The organism is Thermococcus kodakarensis KOD1 (genome assembly GCF_000009965.1).
Taxonomy (GTDB): Archaea; Methanobacteriota_B; Thermococci; order Thermococcales; family Thermococcaceae; genus Thermococcus; species Thermococcus kodakarensis.
The window spans coordinates 404,254-420,606 of the sequence record NC_006624.1 but is presented as its reverse complement, the minus strand read 5'-3'; the positions used below and the strand labels follow the sequence as shown (position 1 = coordinate 420,606).

General features: G+C 50.7%; 22 protein-coding genes. 3 read left to right on the top strand and 19 right to left on the bottom strand.

The features are described from left to right. Positions 1-37 precede the first annotated feature (37 nt). From aspS to hxlAB, 18 genes are all read right to left on the bottom strand, one after another. A complete protein-coding gene (gene aspS, locus TK_RS02430) occupies positions 38-1,354 on the bottom strand; it encodes an aspartate--tRNA(Asn) ligase (protein ID WP_011249447.1) in 1,317 nt (438 codons plus the stop codon). Positions 1,355-1,425: 71 nt separating this feature from the next. Continuing rightward, positions 1,426-2,571, bottom strand: a complete 1,146-nt coding sequence (locus TK_RS11625) for a hypothetical protein (protein ID WP_143598664.1) — start codon at positions 2,569-2,571, stop codon at positions 1,426-1,428. Positions 2,572-2,671: 100 nt separating this feature from the next. Continuing rightward, complete coding sequence (locus TK_RS02420) at positions 2,672-3,310, bottom strand: hypothetical protein (protein ID WP_011249445.1); 639 nt, start codon at positions 3,308-3,310, stop codon at positions 2,672-2,674. A gap of 20 nt (positions 3,311-3,330) precedes the next feature. Beyond that, complete coding sequence (locus TK_RS02415) at positions 3,331-3,939, bottom strand: hypothetical protein (protein ID WP_011249444.1); 609 nt, start codon at positions 3,937-3,939, stop codon at positions 3,331-3,333. Between the two features lie 166 nt (positions 3,940-4,105). After that, positions 4,106-4,726, bottom strand: coding sequence for a hypothetical protein (locus TK_RS02410; protein ID WP_011249443.1), 621 nt, complete (start codon positions 4,724-4,726; stop codon positions 4,106-4,108). A gap of 4 nt (positions 4,727-4,730) precedes the next feature. Further along, positions 4,731-5,381, bottom strand: coding sequence for a hypothetical protein (locus TK_RS02405; protein WP_011249442.1), 651 nt, complete (start codon positions 5,379-5,381; stop codon positions 4,731-4,733). 10 nt (positions 5,382-5,391) lie between these two features. Beyond that, positions 5,392-5,724, bottom strand: a complete 333-nt coding sequence (locus TK_RS02400; RefSeq protein ID WP_011249441.1) for a hypothetical protein — start codon at positions 5,722-5,724, stop codon at positions 5,392-5,394. 22 nt (positions 5,725-5,746) lie between these two features. Further along, entirely contained in the window at positions 5,747-6,343 is a 597-nt protein-coding gene (locus tag TK_RS02395) for a hypothetical protein (RefSeq protein ID WP_011249440.1), read from the bottom strand. Between the two features lie 5 nt (positions 6,344-6,348). Beyond that, on the bottom strand, positions 6,349-6,675 hold the full coding sequence (locus TK_RS02390) for a hypothetical protein (RefSeq protein ID WP_232500601.1): 327 nt from the start codon (positions 6,673-6,675) through the stop codon (positions 6,349-6,351). A 10-nt stretch (positions 6,676-6,685) separates the two neighbouring features. Beyond that, complete coding sequence (locus tag TK_RS02385; RefSeq protein WP_011249438.1) at positions 6,686-7,297, bottom strand: hypothetical protein; 612 nt, start codon at positions 7,295-7,297, stop codon at positions 6,686-6,688. Between the two features lie 10 nt (positions 7,298-7,307). Further along, positions 7,308-8,723 carry a hypothetical protein gene (locus TK_RS12190; protein WP_011249437.1) on the bottom strand — a complete coding sequence of 472 codons (1,416 nt, stop codon included), beginning with the start codon at positions 8,721-8,723 and terminating at the stop codon, positions 7,308-7,310. A gap of 189 nt (positions 8,724-8,912) precedes the next feature. Then, positions 8,913-9,425: a KH domain-containing protein gene (locus TK_RS02375; RefSeq protein ID WP_011249436.1), complete on the bottom strand. Its 513-nt coding sequence runs from the start codon at positions 9,423-9,425 to the stop codon at positions 8,913-8,915. A 95-nt stretch (positions 9,426-9,520) separates the two neighbouring features. Beyond that, a complete protein-coding gene (locus TK_RS02370) occupies positions 9,521-10,141 on the bottom strand; it encodes an HD domain-containing protein (RefSeq protein ID WP_011249435.1) in 621 nt (206 codons plus the stop codon). Further along, the gene (locus tag TK_RS02365; protein ID WP_011249434.1) at positions 10,142-10,954 is read right to left on the bottom strand and encodes a DUF4392 domain-containing protein; all 813 of its coding nucleotides are present in this window, start codon (positions 10,952-10,954) and stop codon (positions 10,142-10,144) included. Beyond that, complete coding sequence (locus TK_RS02360) at positions 10,954-11,142, bottom strand: hypothetical protein (RefSeq protein WP_011249433.1); 189 nt, start codon at positions 11,140-11,142, stop codon at positions 10,954-10,956. The genes TK_RS02365 and TK_RS02360 overlap by 1 nt, the downstream gene beginning before the upstream one ends. Then, positions 11,139-11,792, bottom strand: coding sequence for an HAD family hydrolase (locus TK_RS02355; protein WP_011249432.1), 654 nt, complete (start codon positions 11,790-11,792; stop codon positions 11,139-11,141). Before TK_RS02355 ends, TK_RS02360 begins: the two co-directional genes overlap by 4 nt. A gap of 1 nt (position 11,793) precedes the next feature. Beyond that, on the bottom strand, positions 11,794-12,537 hold the full coding sequence (locus tag TK_RS02350) for a hypothetical protein (protein ID WP_011249431.1): 744 nt from the start codon (positions 12,535-12,537) through the stop codon (positions 11,794-11,796). An 8-nt stretch (positions 12,538-12,545) separates the two neighbouring features. Beyond that, positions 12,546-13,766, bottom strand: coding sequence for a bifunctional 3-hexulose-6-phosphate synthase/6-phospho-3-hexuloisomerase (gene hxlAB / locus TK_RS02345; RefSeq protein WP_011249430.1), 1,221 nt, complete (start codon positions 13,764-13,766; stop codon positions 12,546-12,548). A gap of 140 nt (positions 13,767-13,906) precedes the next feature. Here hxlAB and TK_RS02340 point away from each other — a divergent pair, with 140 nt between their 5' ends. From TK_RS02340 to TK_RS02330, 3 genes are read left to right on the top strand one after another with little or no spacing between them, the layout of a single operon-like run. Beyond that, complete coding sequence (locus TK_RS02340; RefSeq protein WP_011249429.1) at positions 13,907-14,641, top strand: arginase family protein; 735 nt, start codon at positions 13,907-13,909, stop codon at positions 14,639-14,641. Next, positions 14,638-14,973, top strand: coding sequence for an Sjogren's syndrome/scleroderma autoantigen 1 family protein (locus TK_RS02335; RefSeq protein WP_011249428.1), 336 nt, complete (start codon positions 14,638-14,640; stop codon positions 14,971-14,973). The genes TK_RS02340 and TK_RS02335 overlap by 4 nt, the downstream gene beginning before the upstream one ends. Beyond that, complete coding sequence (locus TK_RS02330; protein WP_011249427.1) at positions 14,970-15,182, top strand: helix-turn-helix domain-containing protein; 213 nt, start codon at positions 14,970-14,972, stop codon at positions 15,180-15,182. Before TK_RS02335 ends, TK_RS02330 begins: the two co-directional genes overlap by 4 nt. A gap of 128 nt (positions 15,183-15,310) precedes the next feature. On the opposite strand, the gene trmBL2 is transcribed toward TK_RS02330, so the two are convergent. Then, complete coding sequence (trmBL2, locus tag TK_RS02325) at positions 15,311-16,105, bottom strand: HTH-type transcriptional regulator TrmBL2 (protein WP_011249426.1); 795 nt, start codon at positions 16,103-16,105, stop codon at positions 15,311-15,313. Positions 16,106-16,353: the final 248 nt, after the last annotated feature.

Sequence of the window (16,353 nt, the reverse complement as noted above, 5' to 3'; positions counted from 1 at the left end):
CTGGCTATCAGTTTAAATGGTGAAAAGTATAAAGGCCTTACGGTGTCAGCCTCCTCCTGTCCCTCGGGAACAGGATGACCTCCCTGATGTTCGGAAGGTCGAGCATCTGTTTTATCAGCCTCTCGGCGCCGAGTCCAAAGCCACCGTGGGGCGGCATGCCGTAGCGGAAGGCCTTAAGGTAGAATTCAAAGCTTTCTGGGTTGAGGCCCTTCTCCTTGATCTGCTCAACAAGGATGTCGTGCCTGTGCTCCCTCTGGCCGCCGGAGCTTATCTCAACTCCTCTGTACTCGAGGTCGAAGGCTCTGCATATCTCGGGCTTGTTATCATACTTCATTATATAGAACGGCTTTGCTTCGCTCGGGTACTGGTAGAGGAAGTAGAGCGGAGCGTTCTCGTTCTCCATCATGTACTTTCCGAGAAGCCTCTCCCCTTCAGTGTCTATGTCCTCTCCCCAGGGAATCTCCTTTCCAAGGTCCCCGAGGATTTCAAGGGCCTTATCGTAGCTCACGCGCGGGAAGGGAAGTTTGGGTTCCTCAAGTTCAAAGTTGAGTATATCGAGCTCCTTGGCGTTGTGCTCGCGGACGTAGTTTATTGCGTGGGCGACAAGCCTCTCAAGGAAGCTCATGACTTCCTCCTCGTCCTCTATGAAGGCCATCTCGCTGTCAATGCTCCATGCTTCGTTTAAGTGGCGCGTTGTGTTGTGCTCCTCTGCCCTGAATATCGGCGCTATCTCGTAGACCCTGTCGAGACCGCTGGCCATCATTATCTGCTTGTAGAGCTGGGGACTCTGAGCGAGGAAAGCGTCCTCCTCGAAGTACTTCATCGGGAAGAGCTCCGTCCCACCCTCGGTGGCGGTAGCGATTATCTTGGGCGTGTGAATCTCAATGAAGCCGTTCTCGTGGAAGAAGTCCCTCACAGCTTTGAAGACGCTTGAGCGTATCTTGAATATGGCCATGACCTCGGGCCTTCTTAAGTCCATGAAGCGGTTGTCAAGCCTGGTGTCGAGCTCAGCCTTGACCTTACCTGTCGGGTCGAGCGGAAGAGGCGTTTCGGCCCTGTTCAGCACAACGATCTTCTCGGGCAGAATCTCGAAACCCAGCTTGGCCTTTGGAGTGAAGTTAACTACTCCCTCAACTGCAACCACATCCTCGCTCCTGAGCTTTGGAATGAGCTTGAAGAGTTCCGGGTCGACCTTCTTCTTAGGAGCGGTTATCTGGACGATTCCATCCCTGTCCCGTATCCAGAGAAACTTTATGCCGCCGAGGTCTTTGACTTCCCAGACCCAGCCAGCGACTTTAACCTTCTGGCCGTTCAACTCCTCCGTAATTTCGCTTGAGTAGTGCGTCCTGTACATGGCAACCCCCCAGAAAGAGTCGCGGGCACCTTTTAAAGGTATTCGTGAGGGAATATGGAAACGCAGACATTTCAACGACGAACGTAACTGCTTTCTGCGAACTCCTCGAAGCTGCTGAATACATCTGGCTTGAACTCCACGGGTTTTAGCCTCACTTCGGTGAACCTTCCGACGGGAGTGGCCTTAAAGCAGGCCTCGCCGTTAGCGTACGCCCTGAAAACCGTGCACTCGCTTTCTTTCACCTCAGGATTCCAGTCAAGGACAGCAGGAGGTTCCCCTTCGGGCTGAATTGATGCGATGAACGCTTCTCCGATTCCCCAGAGAGCTCCACCTCCCACGAGAACGTGTTCATCCGCCAAAACTGTTCTCAGTCCACCGTCCATTTTCAGCTTTAGCCTTTCTCCCCACAAGGGTTCTCCTGTGGAGCCAATTCCGGCCAGCTCAAAATCTTCCATGGCGACAACCAGATCACCGCTGGGGCTTACCGCAATGTCGACGGCTTCCATCCCAGGAAATCTCAGCCCCCACTCAGGTTCCCCCTCGCCGTCCAGGCGGATGGCCCAGGCATCGTGGCGGGACTTTATTGGAACGTAGGTTTTCCCGACCACCACGGGGTCACCCTCAGGAGTCAGCGCGATTTTAACGGCCTTTTCCAGGCTCTCCGTTCCGTACGTCTTCCCCAGAAGAACATCACCCTCGTTATCGAGCCAGAGGAGCCACGCGTTCGATGGGCCTTCACTGAAGCTGTATGTGTAGCCCGCAACCACTATCCTCCCTTCTCTGTCGATAGCTACGGACTCTGCCCCGTCCCACAGCTTGCCGCCGTAGGTTCCCCACCAGACAAAGTTTCCATCTCCGTCGAGCCTTAGGACCAGGGCGTCGCTGACCCCCGCGCCGAAGCTTCTTGTTTCGCCGACAACTACAGTTCCACCGTCTCTTGTCGTCGTGAGGGCATTGAAGCTATCAAGCACACCTCCGTTAAACCTCCTGCCCCACAGGAAGTTTCCATTACCATCGAATTTGAGGATCACCCCCAGCATCATGGAGCGGGGTTCCCTCGTTACCCCCACCAATACCACTTCCCCGTTACCAGTAACTTCAGCATCGGTTATGGTCACCTTCGGGATGATTCTAAACCACTTGAGGCTTCCATCTCTCCCGAGCCTTGCCACGAAGCCCCCACTGAGGATTACCCTGCGTGGGCCATATTCTGCCAAGAAATGCAGCTCCTTTTCCGCCACCCCCGCAGCAATCATGTCTCCGCCCCGTGTGAGGGAGATAGATGCCACTCCGCCCTTCCAGTAGGTTTTCGCCCACTTAATCATCCTCCCCCACCAACCTTGCGTTCAGTTCAAGGTACAGCTTCCACAGGTACTCGGGATCGTCAAGCTCGGGACAGACCTCCTCAATAATGGGTGCTACCTCCGTTAGGAACCTCCTAGAGAGCACTAAAACGTCCTCCGCGAACTCCAAAAAGGGAACCTCGAATGTCCCCCTGTGTGTTTTCCTGGCATCCTCGCAGTCGCTCCATCCGAGAAGCTCGTTGAGGTAGTGAATCCTCAGCCTTTCCCCGACGAGCTCAAAAAACACGGTGGTAACCCCTTGGTCCACAAAGAGGCTCGTCTGGTAGAGCTTTGTGCTGTCCCCTATTTTAAAGCCCAACTTTCTTGCCTCCCTTCTGGGATACGCCATCTCCCCCTGCTCGTCGAAGTCGGGGTCGAGAAAGGAGATGCAGAGGTCGAGAAGGTCCTGGAACATGCCGTGGAGGTTTGTATCCATCATCAAGGGAGTGCATCCCGAGGATTTGAATATTCCGCCGATGATCAGCCTTCTGTCAATTCTCATCAGGGTCGGGATAGGAGATGGAAAGCACGTGGGGGCGTTGGGGTCCACGTCAATTTCTATGTGCTTCCCAACGAGCCTCATGGGCTTTAAACTTCCGAGCCACCAGCTCACAGAATCACCCCCAGAGCTCCTCAGCGGAATCCTGACTCTCTATACAACCTTTCAACCTCGCGATAGAGCCCCCTGAGGGAATCGTAGTCGTCAGGTTCTTCCCCATGCTCCAGCCTGATTTTCTCAATAATCGAAGCGTACTTTTCTAAGTACTCTCTGCTGATTTTCAGAACATCCTCCACGAACTCTCTAAGCGGGAGTTCAACGACACCCCTATGTCTGTTCTCATATTCACGACAGTTGGTATATGCAAGCAGATCATTATAATAGTAAACTTTTAGGATATTCCCATCTGCTTCAAAGTAAAGAATGCTAGATGGATTTGATGACGTAATGAGCTCATAAGACGGATTGTTCTCGTTAAGAACAAACCCATGCCACTTCGCTTCCTTTCTGGCAAAATTTGAAGTGCTACTCTTTGGGTTAAGCATCTGAATGCACGCTATAAGGAGCTCTTGGAGAACCCCATAAACGTTTGTTTCTGCTCCTTCAAGCTTACCCTTCCAACAGGCTCCTACAATCAGGTTATCTTTTATCCCAAAGATCAGAAAAAATGGATAAGGAGAGGGAATATACCTATCTAGGTCTATTTTTATCGTCAAGTGTTTTCCTTGTATGGTGATCCACATTCGTATCACCTCACTGCCAGCCACCCTTACCAGGAATAAACGTCTCAACAGCCCAACCATCAACAGGATACGCCGTCTTCAGGACGAATTCACCCTTCTCGAACCTAAACTCCAGCTGAACAACATCAATCCCATCAACGTGTATTCCAAGCTAGTGACAATGTATTCATATCCTCCTGCCTGTAATTTCCTCCTTGATTTCCAGATACCATCTCCAGAGGATATCATGGTCATACGGTTCCTCCTCATACTCTCTCATAATCCGTTCTATGACACCTGCATAGTTTTTGAGGTATCCCTCCGAAATCTCGAGCACATCATTAACAAATTCCAAGAAAGGCAATTCAATTGTACCCCTGCCCATTCCCTTGAATTCCGGGCAATCTGTTTCGTAGAGAAGCTGGTTATAGTAATGTATTTTCACTACATCATTCTTTCTTTCAAGAAAAATGAAGACTGAGTCCGCTACCGATGTTGCAGAGTAAATCGAAGAGTCCTCCCCAACCTGAAATCCGTACTCTCTAACAGTGTCCGGCTTAACACCAACGAGCCGTCTTGGCTTCGCCACCATAAAGAACCTCACACTGTCCAGTAAATCCTGCACAACTCCATATGGGTCCCCTGGCGACCCAACCAGCTTCCCTGAACTCCATTTTTTCCAGCACATGCCCACGATGACATGGTCATCCAGTAACATGATGAGGGGAAAGGGATATGCTCCCCCATAGAATTTCCCTAAGTCAGCCTCTATGTAGATGTGCTTGCCAGATAATTTGAGCGTGTTCATGGGATCACGCCCAATGTTCTTTTTTGCTTAAGCTAGAGCTCCCGCAACTGGGTTTCTCGTACATTTTCTTAACCTCCTGATAAAAGTTCAAAAGGTATTCATAGTCATCACCGGGATTGTGTTCATTCTCGATCAAAATCCTATCAATAATCGAAGCGTATTTTTCCAAGTATTCCCTGCTGATTTTCAGAACGTCCTCAACGAACTCCTTAAGTGAAAGCTCAACAACGCCCTTATGCTTGCCCTTGTATTCTGGGCAATCTGTGAATTCAAGGAGCTCATTGTGATAATAAATTCTCGCAATCCGTCCGGTAGAGCAAGCATAGTAAATACTGTTCCTCTCAACCCCCCGATACACCACAACCTCATCCCCTTTTAACCGGAATCCTGCCTCTTCTGCATTCTTTCTCTCAAACCTGGTTAGTGCCCGAACATGCGGATGCTCCGGGTCTAAAAGACAAGAACACGCATCTAACAAGTTCTCAAAAACTCTGTAGACATCACTTTCATCTCCTTCGAGTTTTCCCTTCCAGCAGGCTCCCACGAGTATGTGGTCATCTATCGTAAAAATCGAAAAGAAAGGATCTGGAGATGGAATGTACCTATCTAGGTCTATTTTTATCGTCAAGTGTTTTCCTTGTATGGTGATCCACATTCGTATCACCTCACTGCCAGCCACCTCTCCCAGGAATAAACGTCTCAACAGCCCAACCATCAACAGGATACGCCGTCTCCAGGACAAACTTCCCATCCTCGAACCTGAACTCCAACCTAACAACATCAACCCCATCAACACGCATTCCAAGCTTCTTAAGATCCACTGGAATCCCAAAGCTTGATTTCGGTGCTCCAAGTCTATTAAAGAATTCTTTTTGATAATCTGGGTCCTTGAGAGCTCTTTCCACGACTTCCTTCAGGAACTCCATCAGCTCCCCCTCATCCCTGAAAACCCTGGGCAACTGCTTCTCCTGACCGTTCACGATGATCTTCTGGCCCATCAGCCAGAAGGATGTTTCCCAATTAATGCCCAAAATCCAGTTCTGTTTTAATTTCCTGTATGAGGTTTTCTAAGTATTGCCTAAGCCGAGAAATTTCCTCGGTAAATCTGTTATATTGCATGGCTTTAGTCTCCATTTCTATTGGGAAACATTTTTCAAGGTACTCCTCGCTTATTTTGAGAATATCGGCGACAAAGGCCCCAAACGGTAGTTCGATAGTGCCCTGAAGGGAATTCTTCGAAGAAATATACTTGGGAGCTTCATTTATGAAATGAAAACGCAACAATTCTCCCTTTCTTTCAAGATAATACGTGTTAAAATCTAAGTCAAGTATTGGTCCGCAGACATAGCTATCAGGTAACAACTTAAAACCATCGCTCTCAGCGTTTTTCCTTTTGTTAAAACAACTTTCAGGGCACTTTAGGAGATCTCTCGTACAGAGGAGTAGATCCTGAAAGAGGCCATATGAGTCGCCAAGCCATCCCTCATTGTGGTATCCACCTACTTCGTGCCCAGCCACCAAAAAAAGAATAGGAAAACGGCCGGGAAATGGGTCTGGCTCAAAGGATTCCAAATCTATTTCAACCTCAATAAATTTTCCACGAAGTTTGCACCTCATTGAAGTCACCCCATGCGTATCCATTTACCAGATTGTTTTTCTCTGTCCCACACGTACCCTAAAACATTCTTACCCTTTGAGGGATACGCTGTGATAAGTTGATAGGCACCCTTAGCTTGGTTATACGAGAACTGGAACTCTACCGCATCTATCCCGTCTATATGCACCCCAAGCTTATCCAAGTTTACCCTTAGCTTCACAAAGCTCTGTCCCCTAAATTCTGTGTAGTACTCTTCCTCCTGAAGTGCCCTCTTCAACACTTCATCAAGGAACTCTCTGGGCTCTTTCTCGTTCTTGAAGACTTTTGGCAACCGCTTCTCCTGACCGTTCACGATGATCCTCTTACCCAAACTTCTCCTTATACAGTCTCTCAACTTCCAGATAGAACTTTTGGAGGAAGTCATAGTCGTCAGGCTTTTCCCCATGCTCCAGCCTGATTTTCTCAATAATTGGAGCGTATTTTTCCAAGTACTCCTTGCTGACTTTCAGAACGTCTTCAATGAACTCTCTAAGCGGGAGCTCAACGACACCCTTGTGCTTGCCCTTGTATTCTGGACAATCAGTGAATTCAAGGAGTCCATTGTGATAGTAAATTCTCGCGGTCTTCCCTGTAGAGCAAGCGTAGTAAATACTGTTCCTCTCAACACCCTGATACACAACAACCTCCTCCCCTTTTAATCTGAATCCTGCCTCTTCCACATTCTTTTTCTCAAACCTGGTTAGTTTCTGAACGTGCGGATGCTCTGGCTGTAAAAAGTAATAACAAGCAGTCAACAAGTTCTCAAAAACTCTGTAGACATCACTTTCATCTCCTTCGAGTTTTCCCTTCCAGCAGGCCCCCACGAGTAAATGGTCACCTATCGTAAAAATCGAAAAGAAAGGATCTGGAGATGGAATGTACCTATCTAGGTCTATTTTTATCGTCAAGTGTTTTCCTTGTATGGTGGCCCACATTCGTATCACCTCACTGCCAGCCACCCTTACCAGGAATAAACGTCTCAACAGCCCAACCATCAACAGGATACGCCGTCTTCAGGACGAATTCACCCTTCTCGAACCTAAACTCCAGCTGAACAACATCAATCCCATCAACACGCATTCCAAGCTTCTTAAGATCCACTGGAATCCCAAAGTTCCTGTTGGGCACCCCATTCTTAAAGAATTTCTCAGATATGTACTCTGGATCCTTGCTCACCCTCTCCACAACTTCCTTCAGGAACTCCATCAGCTCCCCCTCATCCCTGAAAACCCTGGGAAGCTGCTTCTCCTGACCGCTCACGATGATCTTCTGGCCCATCGGCCAGAAGGATGTTTTTCCCACGTTTTCCATGTCGTATCCCCACACGTGCCTGAGGAGCATGTGAATGAGCCCCTCCTTTTCGTTCCCTTTCTCTATGGCCACGTCGTACGTCCGTACTTTTCCGAGGACATGTTTTCCTTCCGCTCCACCTGCTATCCTTTCTAATGCCCTCTCCGACCGTTCAATTCCTTCCTTTATCTCCTTTATCGTCGCGCCGTGCTTGACTGTCTCCTCGACGGCCTCCTTTGAAACTCCAGCCCTGACGAGGTCGTCGAGGGCCTTTGCGGCATCGTCGCCGTGCTTTACTATGTCGTCGAATATGTGGGCGAACCTCTCCTTGGCCCTGACGACTCCATCACCAACCTCCTCAACGAGGTCGAGGCGCTTCAGCGTGCTGTATAGCTTTCCAGGAACCTCAACGAGTTCATCACCGTGCCTGAGCACGCCGACCAGCTCATCGCCCTCCATAGCCAGGCTGAAAACGAACACCGAACCAGCGGCGACGGTGCACTTTATTGAGTCCTCCCCGTAGTCGGAACACGCATTATAGGCATCGTAGGCGTCCCAGAGCGCAAAGCCCACCGAGATTATTGCCCCGATGATGGCTGGAATTGGGACGAACTGCGGCCTTATCTCCCCGTCTCCCCAGGAATAAGTGGTCGTATAGCCTGTCGAGAAGACTCTCGGTACGGATTGGGGCCTCAACTTCACCCACGAGCTCATGAAGATTCCGTTTCCAGAGGTGATGCGCAGTTTGACGTAAACCGGCTCCCTGACGTTGAGGAAAACCGCTACCTTCTTGCCCCAGGGCTTCAGCCGGCCGAGGCTGACGCGCTCTGTGATGGTTCTTCCATCCCTGCTGATGAACACGGTGCCGTAGCCGGAGAGGCAGTTGGGCGGGACGTCCCATGTTACGACCGCGATGTTGCCGGTCTGTTCAACGCCGTCGAGGCGGATTGGGTAGGCCCCTGAGCTTGCTCCAAAGATGGAAAGCCCTGACCACGGCAGGGAAACGGCGGAGACTCCGGGCAGCGTCAGCAAGAGCAGGAGAACCAGCGCTCCAACCATCTGGCGGCTCATCCGCTCACCTCCAGATGGTTTCAACTATGGACGAATAATCCAGCTTTAAAAGAATTTCGTAAACTTAAAGTTGGAAACAAAAGTAGAAGTCGCTATGTGATGCGGGATAATGCCACCAGAATCGTCTCACATCGAGGGAAGAAACTCAAAAGCAAAGTGCCAAAAACAGGATGAGAACAGAAAAGAGCATCAAACAAAGGATATCCTAACGTCTTTGCCGGTTATCTGGCTGAGAATGCTCTCAAGAACTTCTGGCTTCTCAGGGAGCTTCTTTCTGTCCCTTCCAAAGACGAGGATCTTGTAGTCCCTCTCTCCTCCGGCCTTGTAGACCACGTTAACGCCAAAGACTCCAGCAGGATAGAACAGGTCAGAGGCCAGCTTCTTCAGCTCGTTCGGGTTTTCCGCTTTCATACCCTCGATAACCCTAACGCGCTTTCCAAGCTCCCTTATCAGGGCTTTGATGTTCTTTCCACCCTTACCTATGACCACGGGCACGTCTCCTTCCCCAACGACGATGACAACGAGATCTCCAGCTTCGACGGCATTCTTGAACTCGATATCAGCGTCACCGAGAAGCTTGTAGAGAAGCCTCGCGACCTTAACGTCAAGCTCGGAGATTATACCCTCCTGGAGTTTTTTCTCATCGGCGGGACAGAGAATACCATCCGTCTTCAAGCACACCTCACAGATCGGCGCCTTCACGTTCTCACCCCCCAGAATGACCCTGAGCAGACTACCCCATAATTCAGGAAGGCATTTAAAAAGGTTATTATGGAGAAAAGCTCTCCTCCAAAAGGTCAGATTTCACCCTCTATCTCACGCCTGAGCCGCTCAATAAACTCCTCGGTAAAGCGGTGTCTCTCTTCGGCCATCTTTCTCGCGGTTTCTGTGTACATCAGGTCTTTCAGCTTCAGTATCTTCTCCTCAAAGTGCTTTATTGAGGCGTCTATGCCCCTCCCATGCTCCCCCGAGTACATGAAGACCCTCGCTATCCCCACGGCCCCTATTGCGTCGAGCTTATCGGCATCGCTCAGGATCTTTGCCTCAAGTGTTGCCGGTTCAGGCCCACGTGAGAAGCGGTGGGCCTCTATCGCGTGGGCAACGGCTTCAACCTTGTCTTCGGGATAACCGAGGCTCCTCAGGTACCTCCTCGCTATCCTTGCCCCCTCAAGGGCATGGTCCTCGACTTTCCCTGAATCCTCCAGCGGGCGGGCAATATCGTGGAGAAGCGCCGCCAGGGCGAGGACTTCTAAATCAGCCCCCTCTTCTTTCCCGATATGCATGCAGAGGTTGAAGACCCTCTCAACGTGGCTGAAGCCGTGCGTGCCCTCCCTGTCGAAGAAGCTTTTGGCGAACTCCCTGACGGTCTCTATCAGCTCCCTTGACTTCGGGTCAGATATGAACTCCTCAAGCTTCATTCAACCACCTAGGGCATCATTAATTAGTGCCTTTAAAAGCTCAACGACTTCCTTATGGACTTCGAGGCCGATCCCGTCCACGCTCTCGCTGGATTTCTTTCTAACCCCATCTATCAACCCGGCGCTTGTTAGGGCTTTTACTGCCCTCTCTTCATCCCAGTCTGCAAGGAGATTTGTGCCGGCTAAGATCGAGGCATGTGCCACCAGCCCGTAGGAACCCCAGTTCGACACTCCAGCCGTTATAAGGTGATCAACCTCAACAACGCTGGCTATCTTTTCTCCAAGGGGAATGTACAGCTCAATTAGGTCCCTGACGTTGCCCATCCCGGCTTCGTTTCCGCCGTCACCAACCGCTATTGTTGGGATTCCATATTCTCTCGCCTCAATTACCAGCCCGTCAAAGGCCTCCCTCGTTATCTCCATGCCGCTCATGGAGTAATACCTGCCGTCAACTGCCCTTCCGGGAGTCTCAATGGCGACGACCAGCGAGTATTCCGAGACATCACCGTCCCTTGCAAAAGTGACGCCAAACGGCCTCAATGCTCCCATTACCTCCGGATAGCTGAGGACTTCCGCCCTTCCCCCGAGCTTTTCTACGGCTTTTGCGACTGCCAATGCCCCGGGTGGGCCGTCGGTTTCAGGAGTCATAGAAGGCGGAATCGGGAAGCCGGTTACTATAAGAGTTCTCTCAAGGTTGTTGAGAAACGTCTCAGCGGCGTCCTCCAAAAAATGGAAGTTTCTGGTGCGGTAGTCAAGATACAGCCTTCCTATTCCCCTGCTTCCAACGTCGGTGTTTACAAGGTGGGCGATCATCAGTCTTCGCTCTCCTCCAGCTCGTAGGCCACGATCTTAACTTTCCTGCCTTTGATGGCTTCCTTTAACTTCCACCAGAGCTCAGTCGGGTTTTCGCGCCTGTGGGTCAGCTCGTGGCCGTTCTCAAGCTTTACCTTCTTCTCCTCGTATTCAACAAACGTCCCTTCCCCTTCGAACACCTTCTTCATTCTACCACCCCCAGTATTTTTCTAAGCTCGTGGAGCGTCCTGATTTCATAGTCCGCTAAGTGATGCCCGGGTTCGCCCTCACGGTTTATCCATATTGAGAGCATGCCAACGTGCTTCGCCCCATAAACGTCCTGGCTCAGGGAATCCCCAACGAAAGCGGCCTCTTTTGGTTCAACTCCGAGTTTTTCAAGGGCGTAGAGAAATATCTTTGGCTCGGGTTTTATCGCCTTAACATCCTCCCTGGTCACGATGACATCGAAGTACCCTTCGAGCCCAGTCAGCTTGAGCTTAAGGCGCTGGTATTCGGGCCCGCTCGTGACAACTCCCAGAGGGTATCCAGATCCTTTAAGCCACTCAAGGGTCGGAATGGTGTCCGGATAAACGTGGAGCTTGTGTGGGTACCTCCTCAGAAGGTCTTCATACCGCATATTGAGGCCAAAAAGCTCAAAGAAAAAGTTCCAGTCGTGCCAGTCGTAGGTGTCTCGCCTTGAGAATATCTCGGACAGAAACACGTTCCTGGCCTCTTCCTTGGTAGTTTCCAGCTTTTTTGCCAGCTTTTCGTACACCTGCGGGAGAAAGAGCTGAATAAGGGGCATTTCAGTTAGCAGTGTGCCATCGATGTCAAAGAGAACGGCCTTTATCCTGCCCATATCACCACCTCTTCACAAGCAGGGCGAGGACTTCCGAGCCTTTAACGTTTTTGTCGGTGATCACACCCCAGATTATGTCCTTCTCAGAGAGTATCTCCTGAAACTTGGAGAGTATTCTGTGAGCACCGCTCAGCGGGAAGTCTTCACCGACAAGTATTCCAACAAGCCCGCGCTCCCAGATGCCCCAGTGCCAGCTGAAGTCAACCTCGCGGAGAAGGCGCATTATGCCGACGTTTCCTCCCCGTATCATGCTGAACAGGTCCGCGTAGTCTATGTTCACGAGCATCTCACTTTCAAGGTAACGGTAGAGCTTTGAGAACATATCAGAAATGTTCTTTGAAGCTTCCTCAAAAGCCTTTCCAAGGGGCACGTCCTCCTTTAAGAAGTCCCAGAGGGAGTCGTAGAACACCGTCTCGAACTTATCCGCCCATTCGGGTTTCTGGTTGATCAGCTCAACTTTAGGCGTGAGTACATAAGCGAGCCTTATAGAATCCGAGGGGAGTGCTTCAAGGATTATCTCCATAATTTCCCTGTTTGTCTTTGTGTCATCAAAGACGAGCCACACAAAGCTGTTTTCGGGAACGTTAGAGAAGAAGTTCACAATCCTTTCCCGGTATTCCTTAGGCCGCAGAATGTACCTGGCTGGATTCAAGGATACCTTTACCACGGAGTCCGTTTCAATTCCATTGACTATCCTTGAACCATTGCTACCAATTCCAGCAAAAATATGGGTAAAGGAGAACATCGCGACCCTCACTCAAGGGTCGCGTGCTTCCTCTTCATATCCTTTTCGGTCTTCTGGAAGGTCGCCATGAGGAGTGCTATAATGCCGTCAAGGAAGACCATAGTGGAGTCCTCGAAAAGAGTTCCCATAGGGGCTATCCATTTGTACTGGGTGAGCATCTGCCTGGCTATGTAGTCAGTGGGGACGTCTGCCTTTGTCCTTCCCGGGATTTCAACGACAACGTCAGCGAGTTTTCCGAGTGTCGAGTCCGCGTACGAGGTTATGCCGACGACCTTTCCGCCCTGCTCCTTTGCTATCTGAGCGGCATCCACTATGCTCTTTGTTTCACCCGAACCACTTATGGCTATGAGTAAATCCCCTGCCTCGAATGCTGGCGTGATTGTCTCACCGACGACGTAGACGTTGAAGTCGAGGTGCATGAGCCTCATCGCGAAGGCCTTGCCGACGAGCCCGCTCCTTCCGGCGCCGTAGATGAATATCTTGTTGGCCCCTATCATGGCATCCACGAGGCCTCTAACCTGTTCGAGCTTGAGGTTTTCGGCGACGCTCCTTATGTGGTCCGTTATGTCGAACATGGCCTTTCTTATCGTCATCATGTACTCGCCCCAGAAGAGGTCTATTATCCTTCTGGTGACTTCTTCAGGGTCTTTGGCCTTGGTTATGGCGCTTCCCACGATGATTATCGTGGCGCCGAGCTCTATGACCTTAGGTATCGTATCGAGATTCAGGCCCCCAGCGACTGCAACCGGAACTTTGACGGCCTTTACGACCTTCTCAAGGTCCTCAAGTGGGTTCTTGCCCTGGGCCTGCTCGTCAATTCCAGTGTGGACGAGGATGTAGTGGACGCCCATCTTCTCAAGCTCTTTTGCCCTCTTAACCTTGTCCTTGACGCCGATCAGGTCAACCATAACCCTTATTCCATACCTCCTCGCGACCTCAACTGCATCCTTGATGGTCTTGTCGTCTGCAACGCCCAGAATAGAAACAACATCAGCGCCGTGCCTCGCGGCCATCTCGACCTCGAGGGCACCGGTGTCCATTGTCTTGAGATCCGCGACTATCTTCCTGTCCGGGAAGCGCCTCTTCATGAGCTCTACTGCCCTCATTCCTTCTTTCTTGATGAGGGGAGTGCCTACTTCAAGCCAGTGGGCCCCGCCGCGGGCGGCCTTCTCAGCTATAGAAATGGCCTGCTCAATATCGGTAAGGTCAAGAGCGACCTGGAGTATCATGACACGACCTCCGGAGATTTTTCAGTTGAAGGTTTTGGGTCGAGTTTTTAAAGGTTTGGCCGTGAAGATTGACATAAAAATGCCTATTATTCCTCCCAACGCTTTTAAAAAAAGTTCCCAATGTTGTGCTGGTGGAAGGAATGGTAACTTTCATACCCTTTGGAGAGAAGCCCAACCGCGATGGAGTTCTCTACACCCTCCAGCTCCTAAAAAGGAACAAGCTCATTGATGACTACGTCATCGTCGAGGCCAGCAGGATTGACCTTCTATCAGAGCGAATTCCCCAGGACAGGGCCTATGTGGTCGGTGAACACCTCGCAACCTACGGGATAATCGACAGGCTGAGGCCAAAATCCCTGATCAGCGTTGATGCTCACACAGATTTGATGCACGACTACCTTGATCACGGCTCGTGGCTGGCCTATGCCCTTGAGAACAGGCTCGTTGAGAGGGCCGCCGTGATGGCTCCGGTCTTGATGATACCGACAACCGACAGAACCCAGCTCTGGACGAGGCGAGTCAAGATATATCCAGCCCTGTTGAGGAGCAGAAAACGGGGTGGAAAGTGGAGGGCTTATAAGAACTTCCAGACGAACTCCATTGAGGACATAATAGCCGATGCAAAGAAGTACCTCGGCGATGAAATATACCTCACAGTCGATATGGACGTTCTCAGGCCGGAGTACAAAATAGCTCGATTCCAGCACGGTGAGCTGACTCTCGATGAGCTAATCGAGATACTTGAGGCGATAAAGCGGGAGTTCAACGTTGTTGCGTTTGACATTGCCGAAATTTCGGACAGAATAAGGCACTCCCGTCTTGGAAAGCGGGCACTCTTTGAGGTCTTCCAGCTCCTGACGGAGGGATTGGAGTGAAGGGGCCAACCGAAGAAGAAATCAGGAACGTGATAATGCCTCTGATGCTTTCCGGCGCTAAGATGCTCGATAGACACTGTCCGAGGTGCGGTTCGCCCCTCTTTGAGAAGGACGGTAGGGTTTTCTGTCCAGTATGCGAGTACAGGGAAAGAAAAAGGAAGGCCGAAATGAAGGAGGAGGTCAAAGACGTCGAAGAGAGGCTGAGGGAGAAGCTGACCCAGCTTGCGAACTCCCTTCCAGAGGACATTGAAGAACTTGAGAAACATTTAAGGGTGATGGAGAAGATAATCGACCTGTTGGAGAGGTATAAACGACTGGAGGGATCTGAATGAAGAACCAGAGGGTTTTGAAGGCCCTTGAAAGCGGCCCGAAGACCGTTGATGAGATAGCCAAGGAGACTGGAATCAGCCCGATGGAGGTAAGGCGCTACCTCCTAAGGTTCGCCGAGCAGGGCAAGGTGGAGAGCTTCCAGAGGGAAGGAAAAATCTTCTGGAAAATCCGGGAAAAGAGAGAGGAGGAAGAGGAGTTCAAGTACGTTTGACTAACCTCTATTCTCTCCACTTTTGACTTCTCGGCCCAGTATGGGATTGAACGCCTATGATAGGTAGCACAATGTTTCTCTGAACAACCGAAGAAAAGAACAGTAAAAGCAAGAACAGAGAGAAGGGATCAGACCTTCTCGGCCTTCTCCCAGTACTCGTTGAACTTTGCCTCGAAGAGGTCCCTGACCCTGAAGTCCTTGATCCAGACCTGGGTCTCGTAGTTGAAGTACCTTGCAGCCATGTCCTCAAGGGCGAAGAAGACCTCGTCGTCGCAGATGAGCATCGGGAGCTCGAACTTGTCAAGGGCCCTGAGCTCGAGCTTGCCCTTCTTGGCGTACTCCATGATCTTTGAGCCCTCAAGCCTCTTGAGGAGGGACTTGCTCACGATGATCTTGGCCTTGGCGCCGTTGTCGATGGCCTTAATGAGGTCGTTCTCGAGGTTTATGGCGATGTAACCGTCGTCGGCGAGGAGGATCTTCTCCTTGACTTCCTCGAACATCTCCTTGGTCTTGAGGGTGGCGTTCCTTATGCCCCTGACAACCCAGACCCTCTCAACGCCGTACTTCGGAATCTCGGTCTCGATGAGCGGCTTCATGAGCTCGATGAGCTCCTCCTTGGCCTTCTTCTTGGCCTCGAGCTCTTCCTTAACGCGCTCCTGCCACTCCTCGATGAACTTCTCGAGGATGTTCTCCGGGTGCACCGGCCTGTACTTGTTGACCTTGCCCGGCTGGCTGATGGCGAATCCCTTCTTCTCAAGGCTCCTGAGGACGTCGTAAGTTCTTGGAGCCGGAACCTCTGAGACGCTGGCAAGCTCGGCCGGTGTAAGAACACCAAAACCGACCAGGGCCACGTACGCCCTTGCCTCGTAGAGGTTCAACTCAAAGTGCTCCTGAAGGAGCTCCACCATCCTGTCCTTGACCATCTTTACCACCACCTAATTTTCTATTTCTAAATTGGGTCCCAACCAATATAAATCTTTTCCTCCCAGGGGAAGTTCATGGCATGTGTCGGACATAGTTGGATTGGATAACTTACTTAGATTATACTCTGGTTGTATGGGGATACAACCAGGTTACCACAGCTGGGGTTTTAAAGTTTTTGGAAATCAGAACCTCAAGAGAGAACAAGATAACATAATGGATTATTTACGGTAAACATACCCTAAGGCTC

Coding starts and splice junctions, on each gene's coding strand:
- aspS (WP_011249447.1), bottom strand. CDS start 1,354: ATGTACAGGACGCACTACTCAAGCGAAATTACGGAGGAGTTGAACGGC.
- TK_RS02415 (WP_011249444.1), bottom strand. CDS start 3,939: ATGTGGATCACCATACAAGGAAAACACTTGACGATAAAAATAGACCTA.
- TK_RS02410 (WP_011249443.1), bottom strand. CDS start 4,726: ATGAACACGCTCAAATTATCTGGCAAGCACATCTACATAGAGGCTGAC.
- TK_RS02405 (WP_011249442.1), bottom strand. CDS start 5,381: ATGTGGATCACCATACAAGGAAAACACTTGACGATAAAAATAGACCTA.
- TK_RS02400 (WP_011249441.1), bottom strand. CDS start 5,724: ATGGGCCAGAAGATCATCGTGAACGGTCAGGAGAAGCAGTTGCCCAGG.
- TK_RS02395 (WP_011249440.1), bottom strand. CDS start 6,343: ATGAGGTGCAAACTTCGTGGAAAATTTATTGAGGTTGAAATAGATTTG.
- TK_RS02385 (WP_011249438.1), bottom strand. CDS start 7,297: ATGTGGGCCACCATACAAGGAAAACACTTGACGATAAAAATAGACCTA.
- TK_RS12190 (WP_011249437.1), bottom strand. CDS start 8,723: ATGAGCCGCCAGATGGTTGGAGCGCTGGTTCTCCTGCTCTTGCTGACG.
- TK_RS02370 (WP_011249435.1), bottom strand. CDS start 10,141: ATGAAGCTTGAGGAGTTCATATCTGACCCGAAGTCAAGGGAGCTGATA.
- TK_RS02365 (WP_011249434.1), bottom strand. CDS start 10,954: ATGATCGCCCACCTTGTAAACACCGACGTTGGAAGCAGGGGAATAGGA.
- TK_RS02360 (WP_011249433.1), bottom strand. CDS start 11,142: ATGAAGAAGGTGTTCGAAGGGGAAGGGACGTTTGTTGAATACGAGGAG.
- TK_RS02355 (WP_011249432.1), bottom strand. CDS start 11,792: ATGGGCAGGATAAAGGCCGTTCTCTTTGACATCGATGGCACACTGCTA.
- TK_RS02350 (WP_011249431.1), bottom strand. CDS start 12,537: ATGTTCTCCTTTACCCATATTTTTGCTGGAATTGGTAGCAATGGTTCA.
- hxlAB (WP_011249430.1), bottom strand. CDS start 13,766: ATGATACTCCAGGTCGCTCTTGACCTTACCGATATTGAGCAGGCCATT.
- TK_RS02340 (WP_011249429.1), top strand. CDS start 13,907: ATGGTAACTTTCATACCCTTTGGAGAGAAGCCCAACCGCGATGGAGTT.
- TK_RS02330 (WP_011249427.1), top strand. CDS start 14,970: ATGAAGAACCAGAGGGTTTTGAAGGCCCTTGAAAGCGGCCCGAAGACC.
- trmBL2 (WP_011249426.1), bottom strand. CDS start 16,105: ATGGTCAAGGACAGGATGGTGGAGCTCCTTCAGGAGCACTTTGAGTTG.